This window comes from Candidatus Westeberhardia cardiocondylae, from assembly GCA_001242845.1.
In the GTDB taxonomy this organism is placed as follows: domain Bacteria; phylum Pseudomonadota; class Gammaproteobacteria; order Enterobacterales; family Enterobacteriaceae; genus Westeberhardia; species Westeberhardia cardiocondylae.
The window spans coordinates 326,150-345,318 of the sequence record LN774881.1 but is presented as its reverse complement, the minus strand read 5'-3'; the positions used below and the strand labels follow the sequence as shown (position 1 = coordinate 345,318).

Annotated in this window: 14 protein-coding genes and 1 tRNA gene; 5 read left to right on the top strand and 10 right to left on the bottom strand. The window is 23.0% G+C overall.

Features of this window, described 5'->3' with window-relative positions; translation table 11 throughout:
* Window positions 1-28: 28 nt before the first annotated feature.
* Both pheS and pheT read left to right on the top strand, forming a co-directional pair.
* Window positions 29-1,015: a phenylalanine--tRNA ligase subunit alpha gene (gene pheS, locus WEOB_RS01385; RefSeq protein WP_281263769.1), complete on the top strand. Its 987-nt coding sequence runs from the start codon at window positions 29-31 to the stop codon at window positions 1,013-1,015.
* A 20-nt stretch (window positions 1,016-1,035) separates the two neighbouring features.
* A complete protein-coding gene (gene pheT, locus WEOB_RS01380) occupies window positions 1,036-3,441 on the top strand; it encodes a phenylalanine--tRNA ligase subunit beta (RefSeq protein ID WP_281263768.1) in 2,406 nt (801 codons plus the stop codon).
* Between the two features lie 418 nt (window positions 3,442-3,859).
* Here the strand turns inward: pheT and zwf are convergent, their stop codons facing one another.
* Window positions 3,860-5,359 carry a glucose-6-phosphate dehydrogenase gene (gene zwf / locus WEOB_RS01375; RefSeq protein ID WP_281263767.1) on the bottom strand — a complete coding sequence of 500 codons (1,500 nt, stop codon included), beginning with the start codon at window positions 5,357-5,359 and terminating at the stop codon, window positions 3,860-3,862.
* A gap of 459 nt (window positions 5,360-5,818) precedes the next feature.
* Window positions 5,819-6,139, bottom strand: coding sequence for a Grx4 family monothiol glutaredoxin (gene grxD, locus WEOB_RS01370; protein ID WP_281263766.1), 321 nt, complete (start codon window positions 6,137-6,139; stop codon window positions 5,819-5,821).
* 604 nt (window positions 6,140-6,743) lie between these two features.
* On the opposite strand from grxD, the gene WEOB_RS01365 reads away from it, so the two are divergent.
* From WEOB_RS01365 to pykF, 3 genes are all read left to right on the top strand, one after another.
* On the top strand, window positions 6,744-8,117 hold the full coding sequence (locus tag WEOB_RS01365; RefSeq protein ID WP_281263765.1) for an MATE family efflux transporter: 1,374 nt from the start codon (window positions 6,744-6,746) through the stop codon (window positions 8,115-8,117).
* 120 nt (window positions 8,118-8,237) lie between these two features.
* A tRNA-Val gene (locus WEOB_RS01360) sits at window positions 8,238-8,311 on the top strand.
* Window positions 8,312-8,578: 267 nt separating this feature from the next.
* Window positions 8,579-9,994 carry a pyruvate kinase PykF gene (gene pykF / locus WEOB_RS01355; protein ID WP_281263764.1) on the top strand — a complete coding sequence of 472 codons (1,416 nt, stop codon included), beginning with the start codon at window positions 8,579-8,581 and terminating at the stop codon, window positions 9,992-9,994.
* Between the two features lie 204 nt (window positions 9,995-10,198).
* On the opposite strand, the gene sufE is transcribed toward pykF, so the two are convergent.
* The 8 genes from sufE to WEOB_RS01315 all read right to left on the bottom strand — a co-directional run bounded on the left by sufE (window position 10,199) and on the right by WEOB_RS01315 (window position 17,701).
* A complete protein-coding gene (gene sufE, locus WEOB_RS01350; RefSeq protein WP_281263763.1) occupies window positions 10,199-10,657 on the bottom strand; it encodes a cysteine desulfuration protein SufE in 459 nt (152 codons plus the stop codon).
* Window positions 10,654-11,898 carry a SufS family cysteine desulfurase gene (locus WEOB_RS01345; RefSeq protein WP_281263762.1) on the bottom strand — a complete coding sequence of 415 codons (1,245 nt, stop codon included), beginning with the start codon at window positions 11,896-11,898 and terminating at the stop codon, window positions 10,654-10,656. The genes sufE and WEOB_RS01345 overlap by 4 nt, the downstream gene beginning before the upstream one ends.
* A gap of 4 nt (window positions 11,899-11,902) precedes the next feature.
* Window positions 11,903-13,189: a Fe-S cluster assembly protein SufD gene (gene sufD / locus WEOB_RS01340; RefSeq protein ID WP_281263761.1), complete on the bottom strand. Its 1,287-nt coding sequence runs from the start codon at window positions 13,187-13,189 to the stop codon at window positions 11,903-11,905.
* Complete coding sequence (gene sufC / locus WEOB_RS01335) at window positions 13,167-13,910, bottom strand: Fe-S cluster assembly ATPase SufC (RefSeq protein ID WP_281264074.1); 744 nt, start codon at window positions 13,908-13,910, stop codon at window positions 13,167-13,169. The genes sufD and sufC overlap by 23 nt, the downstream gene beginning before the upstream one ends.
* 100 nt (window positions 13,911-14,010) lie before the next feature.
* Window positions 14,011-15,459, bottom strand: a complete 1,449-nt coding sequence (gene sufB, locus WEOB_RS01330) for a Fe-S cluster assembly protein SufB (protein ID WP_281263760.1) — start codon at window positions 15,457-15,459, stop codon at window positions 14,011-14,013.
* A gap of 39 nt (window positions 15,460-15,498) precedes the next feature.
* Complete coding sequence (locus tag WEOB_RS01325; RefSeq protein ID WP_281263759.1) at window positions 15,499-15,888, bottom strand: iron-sulfur cluster assembly accessory protein; 390 nt, start codon at window positions 15,886-15,888, stop codon at window positions 15,499-15,501.
* Window positions 15,889-16,104: 216 nt separating this feature from the next.
* Window positions 16,105-16,875 (bottom strand): DUF481 domain-containing protein, encoded by a 771-nt coding sequence (locus tag WEOB_RS01320; protein WP_281263758.1) that lies wholly within the window; start codon window positions 16,873-16,875, stop codon window positions 16,105-16,107.
* A 220-nt stretch (window positions 16,876-17,095) separates the two neighbouring features.
* A complete protein-coding gene (locus tag WEOB_RS01315) occupies window positions 17,096-17,701 on the bottom strand; it encodes a phospholipase D family nuclease (protein WP_281263757.1) in 606 nt (201 codons plus the stop codon).
* Between the last annotated feature and the right edge of the window lie 1,468 nt (window positions 17,702-19,169).

The following is a 19,169-nucleotide window of genomic DNA, read 5'->3' as shown; positions in this document are numbered from 1 at the left end:
GATGAGTTTGTTATAAGGATAATATTTTATGTTTAATTATACAAAAATTTTTAAAGAAGCAAATAAAGCTATTAAAAAATCTAAAAATTTGTATGAATTAGAGTCTATTCGAATTAATTTATTTGGAAAAAAAGGATTTTTTTCTAAAAAAATAAAATTGATGCGCGATTTACCAATAAAAGATAGAGCTAAAATTGGGTTTTTGATTAATAAAGCTAAAGAAAATATAAAAAAAATTTTGGTGAATCATAGAATATTTTTAGAAAACAATATAATTAACACTAAATTAACAAATGAATTTTTTGATATTTCTTTATCTGGAAGATATATGAATCTAGGTTCTTTACATCCAATAACTTGTGTAATATTTGATATTGAAAAATTCTTTAAAGAAAGGGGTTTTTTGTTAGTCAATGAGTCAGAGATCGAAAATGATTATTATAATTTTGATGCTTTAAATATCTCTAATGATCATCCAGCAAGATCTACACATGATACTTTTCGTTTTGATGAATTTAAATTATTACGTACTCATACGTCAAGCGTGCAAATTAAAACAATGTGTGAAAGATCCCCCCCTATGAAAATTTTTTCTTCTGGAAAGGTGTATAGGAGAGATTATGACAAAAATCACACTCCCATGTTTCATCAAATTGAAGGATTTGTTGTAGATTTAGATGTTAATTTTAGTCATTTAAAAAAGATTTGTTATGATTTTTTTTCTGAATTTTTTAAAAAAAAATTAAAAATTCGTTTTCGTCCTTCTTATTTTCCTTTTACTGAACCTTCAGCCGAAATAGATATATTAAATGATAATGGAAATTGGTTAGAAATATTAGGTTGTGGAATGATTCATCCTAATATATTAAAAGATGCAAAAATAGATCCAGATATTTATTCTGGTTTTGCTTTTGGTATGGGTGTGGAAAGATTGGCTATGTTACGTTACAAAATTGACGATTTACGTGTTTTTTTTGATAATGATTTAAGATTTCTTAAACAGTTTAAATCATAAAAATTTTGGATATTTTATATATGAAACTGAGTGAATATTGGATTAGAGAATGGTTTAATACTGTCATGGATAGTGATTTATTGTTAGAACAATTTTCTATAGCTGGAATGGAAATAATTAGTGTAGAAAAATCAGCTAGTTATTTTAATAATGTAGTAATAGGAAAGATAGTAATGTGTGAAAAACATAATAGTATTGATAGGTTGTATATTACTAAAGTAGAAGTTGGGTTATCTAATTTATTAACTATTTTGTCTTTTTCTAGTAATTGTAGAATCAATTTAAAGGTTGCTGTAGCTAAAATTGGATCTTATCTTCCGAATTATGGGAAGGTATTGGGTTATAAGTTGCATAATCAAATATCAGAAGGGATATTATGCTCTTTTTTTTCATTAGGTATATCATGTAATTTTTATAGAAATAATAATAGGATTATTGAGTTTCCTAATGATGCGCCTATTGGATCTGATGTTTATCAATATTTAAAATTTGGTGATAAAATCATTAATATTGATGTTGCGACTAATCGTTCTGATTGTTTGAGTATATTTGGAATTGCGCGCGATCTTTCGGTAATGAATCACAAAAGATTAAAAAATCCAAAAGTAAATATTATACATCCAAAGATTAATAGCAAATTATCTATTTGTGTTGATTCTCCTAGTCATTGTCCTCTGTATATTGGAAGAGTGATAAAAAATATTGATAATACTGGTATGACTCCTATATGGATTCAAGAGAAATTACGTCGTTGTGGTTTTAGTTCTACCGATGTAATAACAGATATCTCAAATTATTTTTTATTGGAATTAGGGCAACCAATATTTATATATGATTTAAAAAAAATTGTTTCTAATCTTACTGTACGATTTTCTGAATTAAATGAAAGTTTTGTTTTATTTAATGATAAAATAGTGAGTTTAAATTCAGAAACTTTAATAGTGTCTGATGAAAAAAAAATTTTGTCAATAGCAGGAATTACTAATAGTATTTTTTCAAGAATTAATATTAAAACTAAAGATATTTTCTTAGAATGTGCTTATTTCGATCCTGTTACTGTGTTACGTAGTTCTCGAACATATAATATACGAACTGAATTTTCTCAGCGTTATGAAAAAGGTATAGATCCTTCTTTAGCATTGTTAGTTATAGAAAGAATTACTTCTTTATTAATAGATATTTGCGGAGGAAAACCTGGTCCAATAATTAGTGTAACTTCTAAAAAATTTCTCCCTGTATCTAAGAAAATCATATTAAGAAAAAAAAAGATAAAGCAATTAATAGGTTTTTATATATCAAACAATGAAATTGAGAATATTCTTTATTGTGTTGGTTGTGAAATATTTTATATTAAAATAGGTTGGAAAGTTACTATCCCAATATGGAGGTTTGATTTAGTAATCGAAGAAGATATAATTGAAGAAATATTACGAATATACGGATATGATAATATTCCAAAAAATTTTGCTAATTCTTTTGTATCATTTCCTTTTGTAAAAAAAGAATTATCATTATATCGAATAAAAACGTTATTATCTGACCGAGGTTATCATGAAATTATTACTTATAGTTTTGTAGATCCTAAAATTCAAGAATTGATTTTTCCAAGAAAAGAAGCATTATACTTACTTAATCCTATTTCGCGAGATATGTCTGTAATGCGGTTATCTTTATGGATTGGTCTAATTAATTCTGTTTTATATAATCAGAATCGTCAACAAGATAGAATTAGACTTTTTGAAAGTGGGTTATGTTTTTTTCCTGATGCAAATTCATATTTAGGAATTCGTCAAGATTTTATGTTAGCTGGTATTGTTACTGGTACAAAATTTGAAAAACATTGGGATATTAATGATGAGGAAGTGGATTTTTATGATATTAAAGGAGATATTGAGTCAATTTTTTATCTTAGTGGTAAATCAGAAGATATTTATTTTAAGAAATATACAAACAATACTAGTTTTATATTACATCCAGAAAAAAGTGCAGAAATTTATTTGAAAGATAAATTGATCGGATTAATGGGCATAATTCATCCTGTATTGGAGAAAAAATTAAATCTTAACAAAATTTCTATTATATTTGAATTTCTTTGGGAAAAAATTTCCGAATATAATATTCCAATTATAAAAAATATTTCTAAATTTCCTATAAATAAAAAAGATATTTCTTTTTTAGTTAAAGAAAATGTCTTTGTAAAAGATATTGTTTTAGCATGTAAAGAAGTTTTTTGTAATAAGTTGGTTGATGTAAATTTATTTGATGTGTATAGAGGAAAAGGTGTAAAAAATGGTTATAAAAGTTTGTCTATTAGTTTGATTTTTCAAGATAATTCTAAAACATTAAAAGAAAAAGAAATGTCTGAAATGGTAAAGTTATGTTTAATAGAATTAAAAAATAAATTTAATATATATTTAAGAAGTTAGGTTAATTCCATAATTTATAAAAAATATGTTAAAATATTTGTATTTTAGATCGGAATTAAAAATATATAAAATATGACAGATTTATTCTTCAAAAAATTAAAGGTCTTTAGAAAAAGAAGAAAAAATAAATTATAAAGTTTTGGAATTTTTAATTTATGTTATAAAAAGATACAAGATGTGAAAGAAATCCAAAAAATAGGAATATTTCTATTTTTGTTCGTAAAATGATAATTTATTGTATAAGACAAATTGAAAAATAATATTGGAAATTTTATAAAATTAATTTGTATAAAATAAAATATATTATTAATTTTTTAAATTACACATTTTAATTAAATGTTTAAAAATATTTTAATAACTATAAAAATAAAATGAAATTATTTATAAATATTTAAGATATTAATTTAAAATTAAGTTTTTAAATAATATTAATATTTTTATTATATTTGTTCCATACCCTTTTATCTTTTTTGATCATGTTATTAGAATCTTCGGGTCCTGTTGATCCAGCTTGATAAGGTTTTATTTTTGTTTTAGAGTTTATTTTCCACGCTTTAATAATTGAATCAATCCATTTCCAAGCTTCCTCTACTTCATCTCTTCTTACAAATAAAGTTTGCATTCCTCGCATTGTATCTAATAAAAGGCGTTCATAAGCTTCTAAAAATTTATTTTTTGTTGATTTTTCTGTAAAATTTAAGTTTAATGTGTTACATTGCAAATTATGTTTATGGTTTAGGGTTGATAATTTGTTGATGATTTGTAAATCTATACCTCCATTAGGTTGAATTCGAATCGTTAGTTTATTTTTAGGAAGTTCTTTATAAGAATTTTTAAATAAATTAAATGTTGTGTTTTTAAAATATATTACAATTTCTGAATATTTATCAGATAAACGTTTTCCTGTTCGTAAATAAAATGGAACTCCAGACCATTGCCAATTATCGATATCTACTTTAATAGAAACAAAAGTTTCAGTATGGCTATTGTACTTGATACCTTCTTCTTCCAGATATCCACAAATTCTTTTTCCTTTTATGTATCCTGTTGTATATTGTCCTCTTACTGTATTGTTTTTAACATTAATGTGATTAATAGGTCGTAAAGCTTTTAGTATTTTTATTTTTTCGTTTCTGATACTATCAGTCATCAAATTTATTGGGGGGGACATGGTAATTATAGTTAGTATTTGTAATAAATGGCTTTGTACCATATCGCGCAATTGTCCTATATTATCAAAATATTTCCATCTTTTTTCAATTCCTATGTCTTCTGCTACTGTAATTTGGACATGATCGATACTTCGATTGTCCCAATTGGAAATAAAAATAGGATTAGCGAAACGAAGAGTTAATAAGTTTAAAATAGTTTCTTTTCCTAAATAATGATCTATACGATATATTTGTTTTTCAAGAAAATATTTTGATACTTGATTATTAATTTTTTGTGAAGATTTTAAATCACTTCCTATTGGTTTTTCCATTACTATTCTATTTGGTTCGTTATTTAATCCAATTTTGTTTAATCCTTTACAAATTATTCCAAATGTTGTAGGAGGCATTGCTAGATAACTGATAGTAATTTTATTTTTTTTATTTATTTTTTTTTTTAGTTGATTGAAATATTTAATTTCATTAACATCAAGATTACAAAAATCTAATCTTTTCTTTAAAATATTCCAAAATTTTGTGTTAATTGGTTCTTGAACAAATCTCTCTAATGCTTCATACACTATGTGTATATAAAAATTTATATTCCAATTTGCTCTACCAACACCTATTATTCTAGTTTGTGGATGTATTAGCTTTATTTTTTCTAATTGATATAATGAAGGGAGTAATTTTCTTTTTGCTAAATCTCCTTTTGTTCCAAAAATAATTAAATTACAAGCTTGTGTAGTTTTATATTTGGTTGTCATATGGTGTTTTTATATGAAAAATATATTTAAATTTATTATTAAAATTTAATTATCTTCATGCATTTAGTATAAATATTTTTCATGATTTAATATAGTTTTTGTCAAAATTAAATTTTAATATATAAATTCTATTAATTTTATATATTAAAATTTTTATTAAAATATTCATAAAATGTATAGATATATTATTTTATTTTATTATTTATAATGTAAATTATTGTATTTATTTGTAATAAAAAATTGTATTTTTATTTTGTATTTTAAATAAATCATTAAAATTTTATAAAAAATAAATTTTGTAAAGATTTATGTGTGATGATTTTTTATGAATTTTGTGATTAAAATATTAACTTATATAACTGTGTTAATTATACGAAATAAGTATAATAGATGAAAGCATGTTACTTTTACATGTATTATATTTAGATTGTAATATTAAATATAGAAATTTTATAAAGTTTATTTTTTTATAGTATTTTTTATTAATTTTTGTAATTCATTACAATTATACATTTCTATTATAATATCACACCCCCCAACTAATTCCCCATTAATCCATAATTGAGGAAATGTAGGCCAATCGCTAAATTTAGGCAAGAATTTTCTGATATCTGGATTATTTAATACATCTACATAAGTAAAATTTTTTGTACATTTTGAAATTATTTTAATGGCTTTATGTGAAAATCCGCAAGCTGGAAACTCTGGGGAACCTTTCATATATAAAATAATGGGGTTACTATTAATTTGTTTTTTAATTTTTTCGAATATTATATTCATGAGATTCCTAATTAATTATAATAAATTGTAGAATTTTATTATTTTAGTTTATTGCATAATTATGAAAAATACAAAAATATTTTATTAGTTATATTGATTTAACATTGTTTATTTAAATAGAAATTATTTTATTTAATTATATAGATAAATAAATTCGAATAGTAAACTAATTATATATTAAAATTACTGATTTTTGTAAATAAAAATAAGATTTTATTTTTGTAGTTTATGTATAATGTCATCTATATTTAATATTGTTTTTGAATACATAGTATTTTAATGTAAAATTTTTATTAATAGAATAGAGGGTTTTGTTTTGTATTTCTAAAAAATTTATATTTTAGAAAATTTTGCCAAATATTTTTGTGAAAAATAAGTTAAAATTTGTGTTTTATTTTGATATAAATGTATTTTACGAATTCATGATGTTTTTATATATTGTATGAATTATACAAATAAAATTTATTACATTTATTTAAAAATTAATTCATGGTTTACTTATGTATTTTTTCTATAAATAAATAAATATTTTTATATTGTACTATAATTAATTTTTATGTTTAAAATTTTGTTAATTTTTAAAAAATTATTGAGGATATTATATTTGCAAAAATATATTAAAGAAGCACGTATTGTATTATCTTTAGCGATCCCAGTAATATTTGCGCAAATCGCGCAAACAGCAATGGGAATTGTAGATACTATTATGTCTGGATCTGTTAGTGCTGTTGATATGGCAGCTGTAGCAATAGGAACATCAATGTGGTTACCTGTAATATTGTTTGGTCATGGTTTATTATTATCACTCACTCCAATTATTTCGCAGTTTAATGGTTCTGGAAAAAGAGGTTGTATTCCGTATCAGGTTTGTCAAGGATTGTGGTTAGCATTTGGAATATCTTGTTTCATAATATTATTGCTATATTATTGTAATCAATTTATTAATTATATTCTTTATTTAGAAACACCATTGAATGAAAAAACAAAAAGTTTTTTATTTTATTTGCAATGGGGTGCTCCTGGATATTTATTTTTTCAAGTATTTCGTTGTCAATGTGAGGGATTATCTTATACTAAACCTGGTATGGTGGTTAGTTTTATAGGTTTATTAAGTAATATACCTATTAATTACATTTTTATATATGGAAAATTAGGTATGCCTGTGATGGGTGGTTCTGGTTGTGGTATTGCAACAGCTTTGGTGTATTGGATCATGTTTTTATTATTGTATGGATATGTAAATTATTCAAATATTTTTCATGATTTGCGTTTATTTAAGTACTTTAAAAGACCCAATTTTTTGATATTAAAAAGACTATTTTTATTAGGTTTACCAATAGCATTAGCATTATTTTTTGAGGTTACTTTGTTTGCATTAGTGACATTATTAGTTGCTCCATTAGGAATTGTTGCTGTAGCTGGTCATCAAATAGCATTAAATTTTAGTTCATTAATGTTTGTTTTTCCCTTATCTGTAGGTGTTGCTGCTACTATTCGTATAGGTTTTTGTTTAGGGGAAAAAAATGTAGAACAAGCAAAAATTAGTTCTTGGACTAGTTTAATTATAGGAATAATTTTAGCGTGTTGCACAGCTATTTTAACTAGCTTATTTAGGAAACAAATTGCACTTTTATATAATGATACACCTTCTGTTGTTTCTATAGCATCGAATTTGATGTTATTGGCGTCAATTTATCAAATATCGGATTCTATTCAAGTAATAGGAAATAGCGTTCTTAGAGGATATAAGGATACTCGTTCTATATTTTATATAACTTTTATTGCTTATTGGTTATTAGGATTACCATGTGGATATATTTTAGCGTTAACTGATATTTTTTTTCCGGCTATGGGGCCTAGCGGATTTTGGGTTGGTTTTATTATTGGTTTAACTTCTTCTGCTATTTTAATGATATTTAGAATGTATATTTTGCAAAAACAGACTTCTGATTATATTTTGGAAAAGTCTGAAAATTAAATTTTATTAAATTATATAAATTTTTTAAAATATAATGTATTATAATTGTATGTTGTTTATAATATAATAATGTTATTAATTTGATAGTAAAGTTTATTTTTAGTTTTGTTTATATAAGATGCGTCCATAGCTCAGTAGGTTAGAGCGCTATCTTGACATGGTAGAGGTCAGTGGTTCAAATCCACTTGGATGCATATTGTAGATGTTGTATAAAAGATGATTTTATATTACAAAATTTTTATTTATAAGAAAAATTTGAAATGAATTTTATTTTAAGAATTTATAATTTTGTATTTAAATTAATATTTGTATTTTAGTAATATTTATAAATTTTATTTAATTATATGATGAGTATATTTAATATATTAAGTAATATGTTATTTAGTGCTTATTTTGCAAATTTTAAATAAACTAAATTGAATTAGTATTAATTTTTTAAAATTTAATTTATAAAGAAATATATGAAAAAAACAAAAATTGTTTGTACTATTGGCCCAAAAACTGAATCTAAAGAAATGTTATTTTCTTTACTACAAGCAGGTATGGATGTGATTCGTTTGAATTTTTCTCACGGAAATTATGAAGAACATGGTAAAAGAATTGAAAATTTACGTGATGTTTTAAAAAAGTCAAATAAACAAGCTGCTATTATTTTAGATACTAAAGGTCCAGAGATTCGGACAATGAAATTAAAAGATGGTCACGATGTTTCGTTATATGCAGGGCAAATATTTACTTTTACAACTAATCAAAATTTCATTGGTAATAATAAATGTGTTGCTGTTACGTATTCTGATTTTGCAAAAGATTTAAATATAGGAAGTGTAATTTTAGTGGATGATGGATTATTGAGTATGGTTGTTATTCGAATAAAAGATGATTCTGTAGTTTGCAAGGTTTGTAATAGTGCTGATCTTGGGGAAAATAAAGGGGTAAATTTGCCTGGTGTTTCTGTTTCTTTTCCTACATTATCTTATAAAGATAAATGTGATTTAATTTTTGCATGTAAAAAAAAATTAGATTTTGTTGCTGTATCATTTGTTAGGAAGAAATCTGATGTTTTAGAAGTTCGAAAACATTTAAAACAACATGGGGGAAAAAATATACAAATTATTTCAAAAATTGAAAATCAGGAGGGAATTGATAATTTTGATGAAATCCTTGAATTTTCTGATGGAATTATGATTGCGCGCGGTGATTTGGGCGTGGAGATTCCTGCAGAAGAGGTTATTTTTGTACAAAAAATGATCATTAAAAAATGTAATTTTTCAAAAAAAGTAGTAATTACTGCTACACAAATGCTTGATTCTATGATTAAAAACCCTAGACCTACTTGTGCCGAAGTAGGAGATGTAGTTAATGCTATTATAGATGGTACAGATGCTGTTATGCTTTCTGGGGAAACCGCAAAAGGGAAATATCCTTTAGAAGCTGTTAATATTATGGCAACTATTTGTGATCGTACAGATCGTGTTGTTTTAAATGATAAAATTAAAGATTTTTATAGCAATTTGCCTCTTAAAATTACTGAAGCGGTTTGCAGAGGAGCTGTTGAAACTGCTAATAATTTAAAGTCTCCATTAATTATTGTTGCTACTGCACGAGGAAGGTCAGCTAGAGCAATACGTAAATATTTTCCAAAATCGGATATTTTAGCAATTACTACTAATGAAATAACATCGAGACAATTATTATTAAGTAAGGGGATTTATTGTTCTTTAGTACATAAAATTGAATCAAATGATGATTTTTATAAAATTGGAAAAATAATTGCAATAGAGAGAAATTTAGCAAAAAAACATGATATTGTTGTTATGGTTTCCGGGGGATTAGTTCCAACATATGCAAAAAATATTTCCTCTGTACATATACTTTAATTCAAATAAAGATACTTTTTAGTATATTTATCAATTGTTTGTTACATTATTTAATTTGTTAATTTCAAGAATTACATTAGAAATATATTTTGAAATAAATTCAATTGGTTATTAATTTTTAATATGCACTTAATGATAATAATTAAAATGAGTTTAATGAATACACAATTTATTTAAATATTAAAGATTATTTGGTAATTTAAATTAAATACAAATATTATTTTTTTGTGAAGTATATTTGTTTTTTATAAAATAATTTGTTTTAAGTTTTATATTTTGCACTACGAAAAATAACCCCTGTACACGGGATGGGGTGAGATGTTTCGATAAAGATAATATTTGAAAAAATTGATGTATTTTAAATTTTAATACTTCCTTCAAAGTTAATTTTTCATATATAATAAATATTATAGTTAATAGTCCTTTTACGAGAATTGAATCACTATCACCGTATAGTTTAATATTATTTAAATTTTTTTTTAGTTTCATCATTACCCATACTTGACTTTGACATTCTGATATAAGATATTTTTCAGTATATATTTTTTTAGGCGCCGATGGTAATTTTTCTCCCAATTCTATAATATAGGAATATTTATCTTCCCAATTAATACAGGAAGAAAAATTTTCTATTAATTTTTCTTTGCTGGGTAAAGGTTTCATGAAATTTTGTTTTTTTTATTATTCAAAATATATTGGATTTGTATTAAACTATTTATTAATCTATCTATATCTTCTTTTGTTGTATATATTGCAAAGGAAATTCGACACATACTTTGTACTTTAAAATACGAAACTAGTGGCATAGCGCAGTGATGTCCTGTTCTAATAGCTATCCCATATTGATCAAGTAAACTTCCAACATCATATGCATGATGTTTTTTTAAATTAAAAGATATTATTCCTATTTTATTGTCTGTTCCATATAAAATTAAGTTTGGAATTTTTTTTAACAGTGTTAATGTATAACGCATTAATTTTTTTTCATAGTTTTCTATGTAATTTAATCCTATTTTTTGTATATATTTTATTGCAGCTCCTAATCCAATTATTCCAGATGAATGTAAAGATCCTGCTTCAAATTTCCATGGAATATTATTAAATGTAGTTTTTTTAGTTAAGCTGACTTTTTTAATCATTGAACCCCCCCCTTCCCATGGGGGCATAATATTTAATATTTTTTTTTTGGTATACAAAATTCCAATTCCAGAAGGACCGTATAATTTATGTCCAGAAAATACGTAAAAATCACAATCTAGTTTTTGCACATCAACTTTTTTGTGCATTATAGCTTGTGCCCCATCAATTAATATTACTGCATCGCTAGTTTCTCGTACTTTTTTGATTAATTGTTTAATTGGATTCATTGTTCCTAGAACGTTAGATATATGTGTTATAGCAAGCAGTTTGGTTTTTTTGTTAATAAGAAATGGTAATTTTGTAACGTCTAATGTTCCGTTTGGTAACAAGGGAATGTAACGCAATATTAATTTTTTTTCTTCTGCTAACATTTGCCATGGTACAATATTGGCATGATGTTCCATTTCTGTAATAATAATATTATCATTTGGGTGCAAAAATTTTTTTCCCCAAGTATTAGCTACTAAATTAATTCCTTCAGTAGTTCCTTTAACAAAAATAATTTCTTTTTCTGATTTTGCGTTTATGAATTTAGCTATCTGTGAACGTATATTTTCTATACGTTCTGTTGCGTAATTGCTTAAATAATGAATTCCCCTATGTGTTGATGAATATTCTTCTTGATAATATTGAACTATGCTATTTATAACAGATTTGGGTTTTTGCGCGCTTGCTGCGTTATCAAGATAAGTTAGTGGATAATTATTGATTTTTTTAGACAAAATAGGAAAATCATTTTTAATAGTTTGGTGATTTATGATCATTATTTTATTTGTAATTTTTTAAAATTTTGTAAATATGCGTAAGTGTTATTTGTTGTAGTTTTTTGTTATGAATTTTTTCTATAAAATCAGAGAAAAAAGAGAGAATAATCATTTTTTTTGCATTTTTATAAGAAATTCCTCTGGATCTAAGATATAATATTTGCTCTGTATCAAGATATCCTGTAGTAGAAGCATGAGTGCATTTTATGTCATCGGTGTAAATTTTTAATTGAGGTTTAGAGTTAACTTTAGATAATTTATCAAGTAATAAATTGTTATTTATCATACTGCTAGTAGTTTGTTTAGCGTATTTATTAACTTTAATTAAACCATTGAATATACCTTTTCCATATTTATGGACAATTATTTTATGTAATTGTTTACTTTTGCAATTGCTACTATTATGTTCTAGATATGTGCGAATTTCATTAATGGTATTTTTTTGTGGCATTAATAGACTATTTATTCTTAAATAAGAACCTTTTCCGTTTATTTTTACACTAGTTTTATGTCTGTTAAATTTTGCTCCTAACATAATAATATTGCTATTAACAATTGAATCATGATTGATATAAATTTCGTTGTATCCAAAATGATAACTAACGTAATTTTCCAATCCTAATTTTATATAATTTAAATTTGCATTATTATTTATTATTATTGAAGTTTTTGTTCCGTTAAAATGTGTATCGAAACAATTATCGCTAACAAAATGTTCAATTATTTGACCTTCTGATCCTGTTTCCAACTCAATGTGATATTGGCAATTTATCGTAGTGAGAGTGTTTTTTTCTTTGCTCCCTTGATTTATATGTAAGATATATAAAGGTATTTTTTCTATTTTTCCTTTTGGAAGTAAAATTTTTATTATTTTTTTACTTAAACTTTCTATTAAATGTAAAAATATGTCTGATGAAATTAAATTTTTCGTTAGTTGATTATTTTTTTCGTATTTGGTTTGTATTTTCCAATTTCCAATATTGTTATCACTTAATGAATGAGAAAAATTTCCATTAATAAATACCAATGTGTAAGAATTCAATTGTAATCCTAAAGAATTTTTTTTTTCTATTGAAATATAATTATTAATAGATTCTATAAAATGGTTAGCAAAAAGTTTTGCTAAAGATGTGTATTTCCAATTTTTGTTTTTTGATGTTGGTATTCCCAAGCTTTTTACATTTTTCCAATGAAAATATGAGTGTTTTGAAAAATATGTTTTTTGTTTTTTAGTAAATAGTTTATGCCATTCAGATAATGTATCGGTATTATGTTTTAATGAATTTAGCATAACCTTGTTCCTCAATATTTTTTATTAAAGAGAAATCACCTGATTTTATAATATAACCATGATGTAATATATGTATATAATTTGGTTTAATATAATTAAGAATTCTGTGATAGTGTGTTATGATAATAAAAGAACGATTTTTATTTTTCAACGAATTTATTCCTTTAGAAACTATTTTTAATGCGTCGATATCTAAACCAGAATCTGTTTCATCTAAAATGCATAAATCTGGTTTTAATAACATCATTTGTAATATATCGTTTTTTTTCTTTTCTCCTCCAGAAAATCCAACGTTTACTGATCTTGTTAAAAAATCGGAAGGCATGTTTAGTAAATTGATTTTATTTTTAATTAATTTTTCTAAATCAAATCGATCTAACGGAGTTTTTTTTTTATATTTTCGGAAAGTATTAATAATTGTTTGTAAAAATAGTCTGTTGCTAATTCCTGGAAGATCTATAGGATATTGAAATGCCATGAATATTCCTTTTTTAGCACGATCTTCTGGATTTAAATCAAATAAATTTTGTTTTTTAAAAAATACTGTTCCTGAAATAACTTTATATTCTTCATATCCAACTATTGTTGAAGATAAAGTGCTTTTTCCAGATCCGTTTTGTCCCATGATAACATGGATTTCCCCTTTTTTGATTTTTAAATTTAATCCATTGAGAATAGATTTATTTTTTACGTTAACTGTTAAATTTTTTATTGATAACATTTTAGTTAATCTCATAATATTATAAATTTAAAATAATTAAAACATTGCACAATAATTAATATTTTTTATATAGTATATAATTTAATAAATTTATAAGATTTTATCCTACACTATGTTCTAAATTAATTGTTAATAATTTTTTTGCTTCAGCGGAAAATTCTAATGGAAGAGTAGATAATATATCTTTACAAAACCCACTAACAATCATTGATATTGCATTATCCATATCTATTCCTCTTTGCTGGAAATAAAATAATTGGTCTTTACTAATTCTTGAGGTACTTGCTTCATGTTCAATTTGTGCTGTATTATTATTTACTTCTATATTTGGAATAGTATGTGAGCTACACTTATTTCCGATTAACATAGAATCACATTGAGTAAAATTTCTTGAATTTAGTGCATTTGATGTAATTTTCACTAATCCTCTATAGGTGTTTGTACTAGTTCCGGTTGAAATTCCTTTAGAGATAATAGTAGAGCGAGTATTGTTTCCTATATGAATCATTTTGGTTCCTGTGTCTGCTTGTTGTTTTCCAGTAGTTAATGCTACTGAAAAAAAGTTTCCTACTGAATTATTTCCTTTAAGAATTACGCTAGGATATTTCCAAGTAATAGCTGATCCAGTTTCAGATTGAATCCAAGACATTTTAGAATTTTCTCCTAAACATAACGCTCGCTTTGTTACGAAATTAAAAATTCCACTGTTTTTTTCTTCTTTTCCGGGAAACCAATTTTGTACAGTGGAATATTTTACTTCTGCATTTTTCATGATGATAATTTCTACAACTGCAGCATGTAACTGATGTATGTTATTTATTGGTGCAGAACAACCTTCTATATAACTTACATAACTTTCTTCGTCAGCAATAAGTATTGTTCTTTCAAATTGTCCTGTTTTTTTAGAATTAATACGAAAATATGTAGATAATTCTATTGGGCATCGTATACCTTTTGGTATATAAACAAATGTTCCATCTGAAGCAACTGCTGAATTAAGAGTTGCAAAAAAGTTGTCATTAACTGGAACTACACTTCCTAAGTATTTTTGAATTAAATGCGGATAAAAATGAATAGCTTCATTGAATGAACAAAAAAGTATTCCTAGTTTTTTTAATTTTTCTTTATATGTTGTAGAGACCGAAACAGAATCAAATATTGCATCAACTGCTATATTGTTTTTTTCTTCTGTTGGAATTCCTAATTTACTGAAGGTTTTTTTTACTTCATGAGTTAAAAAATTTTTTGTCTTTTTATTTTTATTTTGTTTAGTATTGCCATTTTTTAAATGTGGTGCGGAAAAATAACTATAGTTATTATAATTTATTTCTTTAAAATGTCCATTTAACCAGTGAGGTTCTTTCATTGTTATCCATTTTTTGTATGCTTGTAAACGGAAACTTAACATCCATCCTGGTTCATTTCTTTTTTTAGAGATTTTTTTTATTATTTCTTCATTAATTCCGCAAGTTAGTTCTTCTGTATGTAGTTTAGTAAAAAATCCATGTTTATAATTTTTTTTTTGTATTTCTATTTGTTTAAATTTCATTAATTTTAATTTAAAAATATTTATAATATTGTAATAATTTTAGTGTATTAGATTAAAACTTTTTCCGCACCCGCATTTTTTTTTAATTTTTTTATTATAAAAAACAAATGCACAATTTATATTATTTTTGATGAAATCAATTTTTGTTCCATTAATAAATGAAACTAAATTATAGGGTATATATAGTTTTATTTTTATATTTTTGTTTTCATAAACTATGTCATTTTTTACAAAATTTATAATTTTTTCTATTTTATATGAATAACCAGCACATCCATTTTTTTTTATGTTTAAGCGTAATCCAATTATTTTAGGGTTTTTTTTTATTAAATGTAATATTTGGATAAAAGCAGAATTTGTTAAAGTTATGCTAGTAATCTTTTTTTTGTATGATGAAAGTAAAATTTTATCATAATTTTTTATTGTCATCAATATTATCCTTTGATATTAAAATAGAATTTCATAAAATTTTTGTAAATATAATCTTGTTAGTGAAAAAAAAATAATTTTGATTTATTCAGATATGAGATTTATTTTTTAAATATGTATATAAAATTATTAACCTTAAATTTTATATTATTGCATTTAGAATAAAGATATAAATGAAATATATTAATAATATAAAATTAAAGAAAATTTTTATTATTAGAAATTTATGTTATAAAATAATGATAAAGTTGTTTTTTTTTCTGAAAATTCACTTAAATTTTCAAAAAAATTTTTATTCCATTTTTCATGGTGAGTAAGTTTTAAAGATATATTATCAGTAATATCAATGTTTAAGGTACTTTTAGACTTTAAAGAAGGATCATTTTGTGTTAATAAATAAATATTTTGAATAAATTTAGCATTTTTAGTAATTTGATAACTATAACATGCAGATCCATAAAGAATAAATTTTTTGCTTTGATCATATCTTTGACATTTTTCAAAAAATATTCCTGGACCAAATTCTATTTGTAAATTATGTGCGGAGTTACTGAATAATTGTTTTCCTTTTCCTATTAAGATTGTATTTTTTATGTTTCTTTCATAATTTTGGTGAATTAGCCATTCTTCTTGAAAAAAATAGTAATCTTCATTGTCATTATTGTTGTGTTCAATTCGTATTCCAATTTGTTTTTTTTTGGAACAATTTTCGTAATTTTCAGAAAAATTTTTGCTAGTTTCTCCCCAAATTTTATATTTATTTATTTTTTGGATCCAGTTTATAATAACATTGTAAAAAATGTTTGATGTATTTTCATTATTTTTTTCTGCATGATAATTGGCTTGTACATCAAAATGGTTTTTTGTTAAGGATGTATAATATGTTGTAAAATTTTCTTCTGTATTTGAAAAAGACGAAGTTGTAAAAATAGAATAAATTATTATAAAAAACGTTATTTTTAATACATAAAAATATTTTTTTTTCATTTTTTTAAACATATTATTATAAATATTACAGTAATAAAATAAGTATAAATTTCATTAAGTTATACAATTTTTAAGTATAAATGATACTTCTTATTTTTCAATGAGTCAATAATATTATTTATGTAATATTTTTTAAAAACTATTTTTTAAAACTATCTAAGTATTCACTAAATCTTGTTTTTTATTATAAAAGTTTAGTGGAAATATTGTAAAATTTAATTTAAAAGTTTGATGATGTTACTGATTTGTAATTTTTATTAAGAAATTTAGTTATATTAATTGAAAAATTTTTTCCGATATTAATATTTGGATTCGCATTTTTTGATTCATTCCATAGTCTATTAAATTCTAAAATATATTTATTTGCGATTTTTGGTTGGTTTATTAAACAAATAACGTTTTCTGCGTTTCGCGAAACTGCATTATTTGTATAATTAAATGACCCAGTTTGCACAGATACATCATCAAAAATCATGAATTTATTATGCATAATACTATATTTATCATTTAATTTTACAGGAATTTGGTGATTTACTAAATAAGTTATAGCAGTATATTTACCAGTATTTGATTTTTTGTCTGCTACTATTCGTATTTTTACTCCTCTTTTTTGTGCATCAATTAATGCTAATGTGATTTGTTTGCTGGTAAATGAATAAGCTGCTATATTAATGGAAAACTTTGAATTTTTTATGGAATCTAAGATTATTTTTTTGGCTGTATCTCCAGGAGAAAACCCCACTATAGTTTTTTCATTTCCAAATGTTGATTGAACTAATATTATATATAAAATAAAAAATACAGAAACAATTTTTGTTTTTTTCATAAAAGTTCTCATAAATTGAATAAATAATTTCTGTATTATTTTTTGTTAGTAATTTTAGAATTTTATTTTAGTAATATAGAAATTTGTTTAATTTTTTCGCAAATAAGATATTTAAAAAATTTGTTTGTATTTTAGCGCTAATGTTTTAATAACACTATGTATATTTGGTATATGTACAAATAATACATCATCTTATGTATATTATAAAAAAATCTAATTCAATACACAATTGAAAATTTAAAATTTTATTAATATTTTGTTCTATGTAAAAAATGTGAATTAAATAATTCTTAATATTTAAAAAGTACTAAATAAATGGTATTTTTGTGAATATGTTTCTAAATTAAAATTTTATTTTTATATGGAATAAATTTATTATAAAATATTTATGTTGTGCACAAAATTATATGAAAATTTTTATTAATTTATTTGTTAAAAAGTTTAAGATATATTAAATTAGTTGAAAACGTAAGTTTATTATTTTATTGTGAATAGCATTATTCAATTTATTTTTGTATATGTAAAAATTACATTTGTACAAATACTAAACTTTAGTAAATATTCACAGTTTTAATAATTTTAAATTTCACGTATTAATGTGTATTTTATATAAAAATTTTAAAATGTGATTAAGTATTTTTAAAATTTTTCTAGATAATTTTTTTTATTTTAATTTTAGTAAAATTGTTTATTTAATTATTTTAAGTAAATTTAGATTATACTAGTTTTTCGCTTTAATGATAAATAAGGATTTTGCAAAATATTTATTGGGAAGTAAATATATATGTCTACGAAATATTTTTATATTGTTTTATGAATATTATGATGGATTTTTTAATTTCTTTTTGTGTAATTAATATCAATTTAACATTCTTCAAATATTGGAGTTTATTTTAAAAAAGTTTTGTTCTATTAATTTTAAAAATTTTGCTTTGAGTGTGTTTTTTTTAATTTGAAGTTTTAAATTAAATAATTAGTTTATATGATCGTTTTTTTATATATTTAATTTTGTCATGTATTTTGTTAATTTTTTAGTTTTTAAATAAATAAAATATTCAAAAAATTTTGATATAATATGATTTTATTTATATAATTTTATGTAGTAAAGATAATAATTTTAAATATATTTTTGTTTTTTAAACAATATGTTATAATAAAAATAGTTATCCGATTATATATTAATATCTTTTACATACATAAACATATAAAATTTAATTTTTACTGATTTTGAAAAAATTGATTTTAATGTTGCTAAAATTGTTTTTTTTGTTAAAATTAGGTGAATTAGTACAATGTTCAATAGAATATGTATTAAAAGTTAATATAAATAATAAAAATAGTTTACTATAAATTGTATAATAGTAAATTATATTTCGTAGAGTATGTGAAGTATTAAATATAAGGTAAAATTAAAAAATGTACACATATTTATTTGATCATTTTTGCATGAAATGTTATTGTATAGTAA

Excerpts from the sequence above, each read along its gene's own strand:
- zwf (WP_281263767.1), bottom strand. The coding sequence starts at position 5,359 with ATGACAACCAAATATAAAACTACACAAGCTTGTAATTTAATTATTTTT.
- sufE (WP_281263763.1), bottom strand. The coding sequence starts at position 10,657 with ATGAAACCTTTACCCAGCAAAGAAAAATTAATAGAAAATTTTTCTTCC.
- WEOB_RS01345 (WP_281263762.1), bottom strand. The coding sequence starts at position 11,898 with ATGATCATAAATCACCAAACTATTAAAAATGATTTTCCTATTTTGTCT.
- grxD (WP_281263766.1), bottom strand. The coding sequence starts at position 6,139 with ATGAATATAATATTCGAAAAAATTAAAAAACAAATTAATAGTAACCCC.
- pykF (WP_281263764.1), top strand. The coding sequence starts at position 8,579 with ATGAAAAAAACAAAAATTGTTTGTACTATTGGCCCAAAAACTGAATCT.
- WEOB_RS01325 (WP_281263759.1), bottom strand. The coding sequence starts at position 15,888 with ATGACAATAAAAAATTATGATAAAATTTTACTTTCATCATACAAAAAA.
- sufC (WP_281264074.1), bottom strand. The coding sequence starts at position 13,910 with ATGTTATCAATAAAAAATTTAACAGTTAACGTAAAAAATAAATCTATT.
- WEOB_RS01320 (WP_281263758.1), bottom strand. The coding sequence starts at position 16,875 with ATGAAAAAAAAATATTTTTATGTATTAAAAATAACGTTTTTTATAATA.
- WEOB_RS01315 (WP_281263757.1), bottom strand. The coding sequence starts at position 17,701 with ATGAAAAAAACAAAAATTGTTTCTGTATTTTTTATTTTATATATAATA.
- sufB (WP_281263760.1), bottom strand. The coding sequence starts at position 15,459 with ATGAAATTTAAACAAATAGAAATACAAAAAAAAAATTATAAACATGGA.
- sufD (WP_281263761.1), bottom strand. The coding sequence starts at position 13,189 with ATGCTAAATTCATTAAAACATAATACCGATACATTATCTGAATGGCAT.
- pheT (WP_281263768.1), top strand. The coding sequence starts at position 1,036 with ATGAAACTGAGTGAATATTGGATTAGAGAATGGTTTAATACTGTCATG.
- pheS (WP_281263769.1), top strand. The coding sequence starts at position 29 with ATGTTTAATTATACAAAAATTTTTAAAGAAGCAAATAAAGCTATTAAA.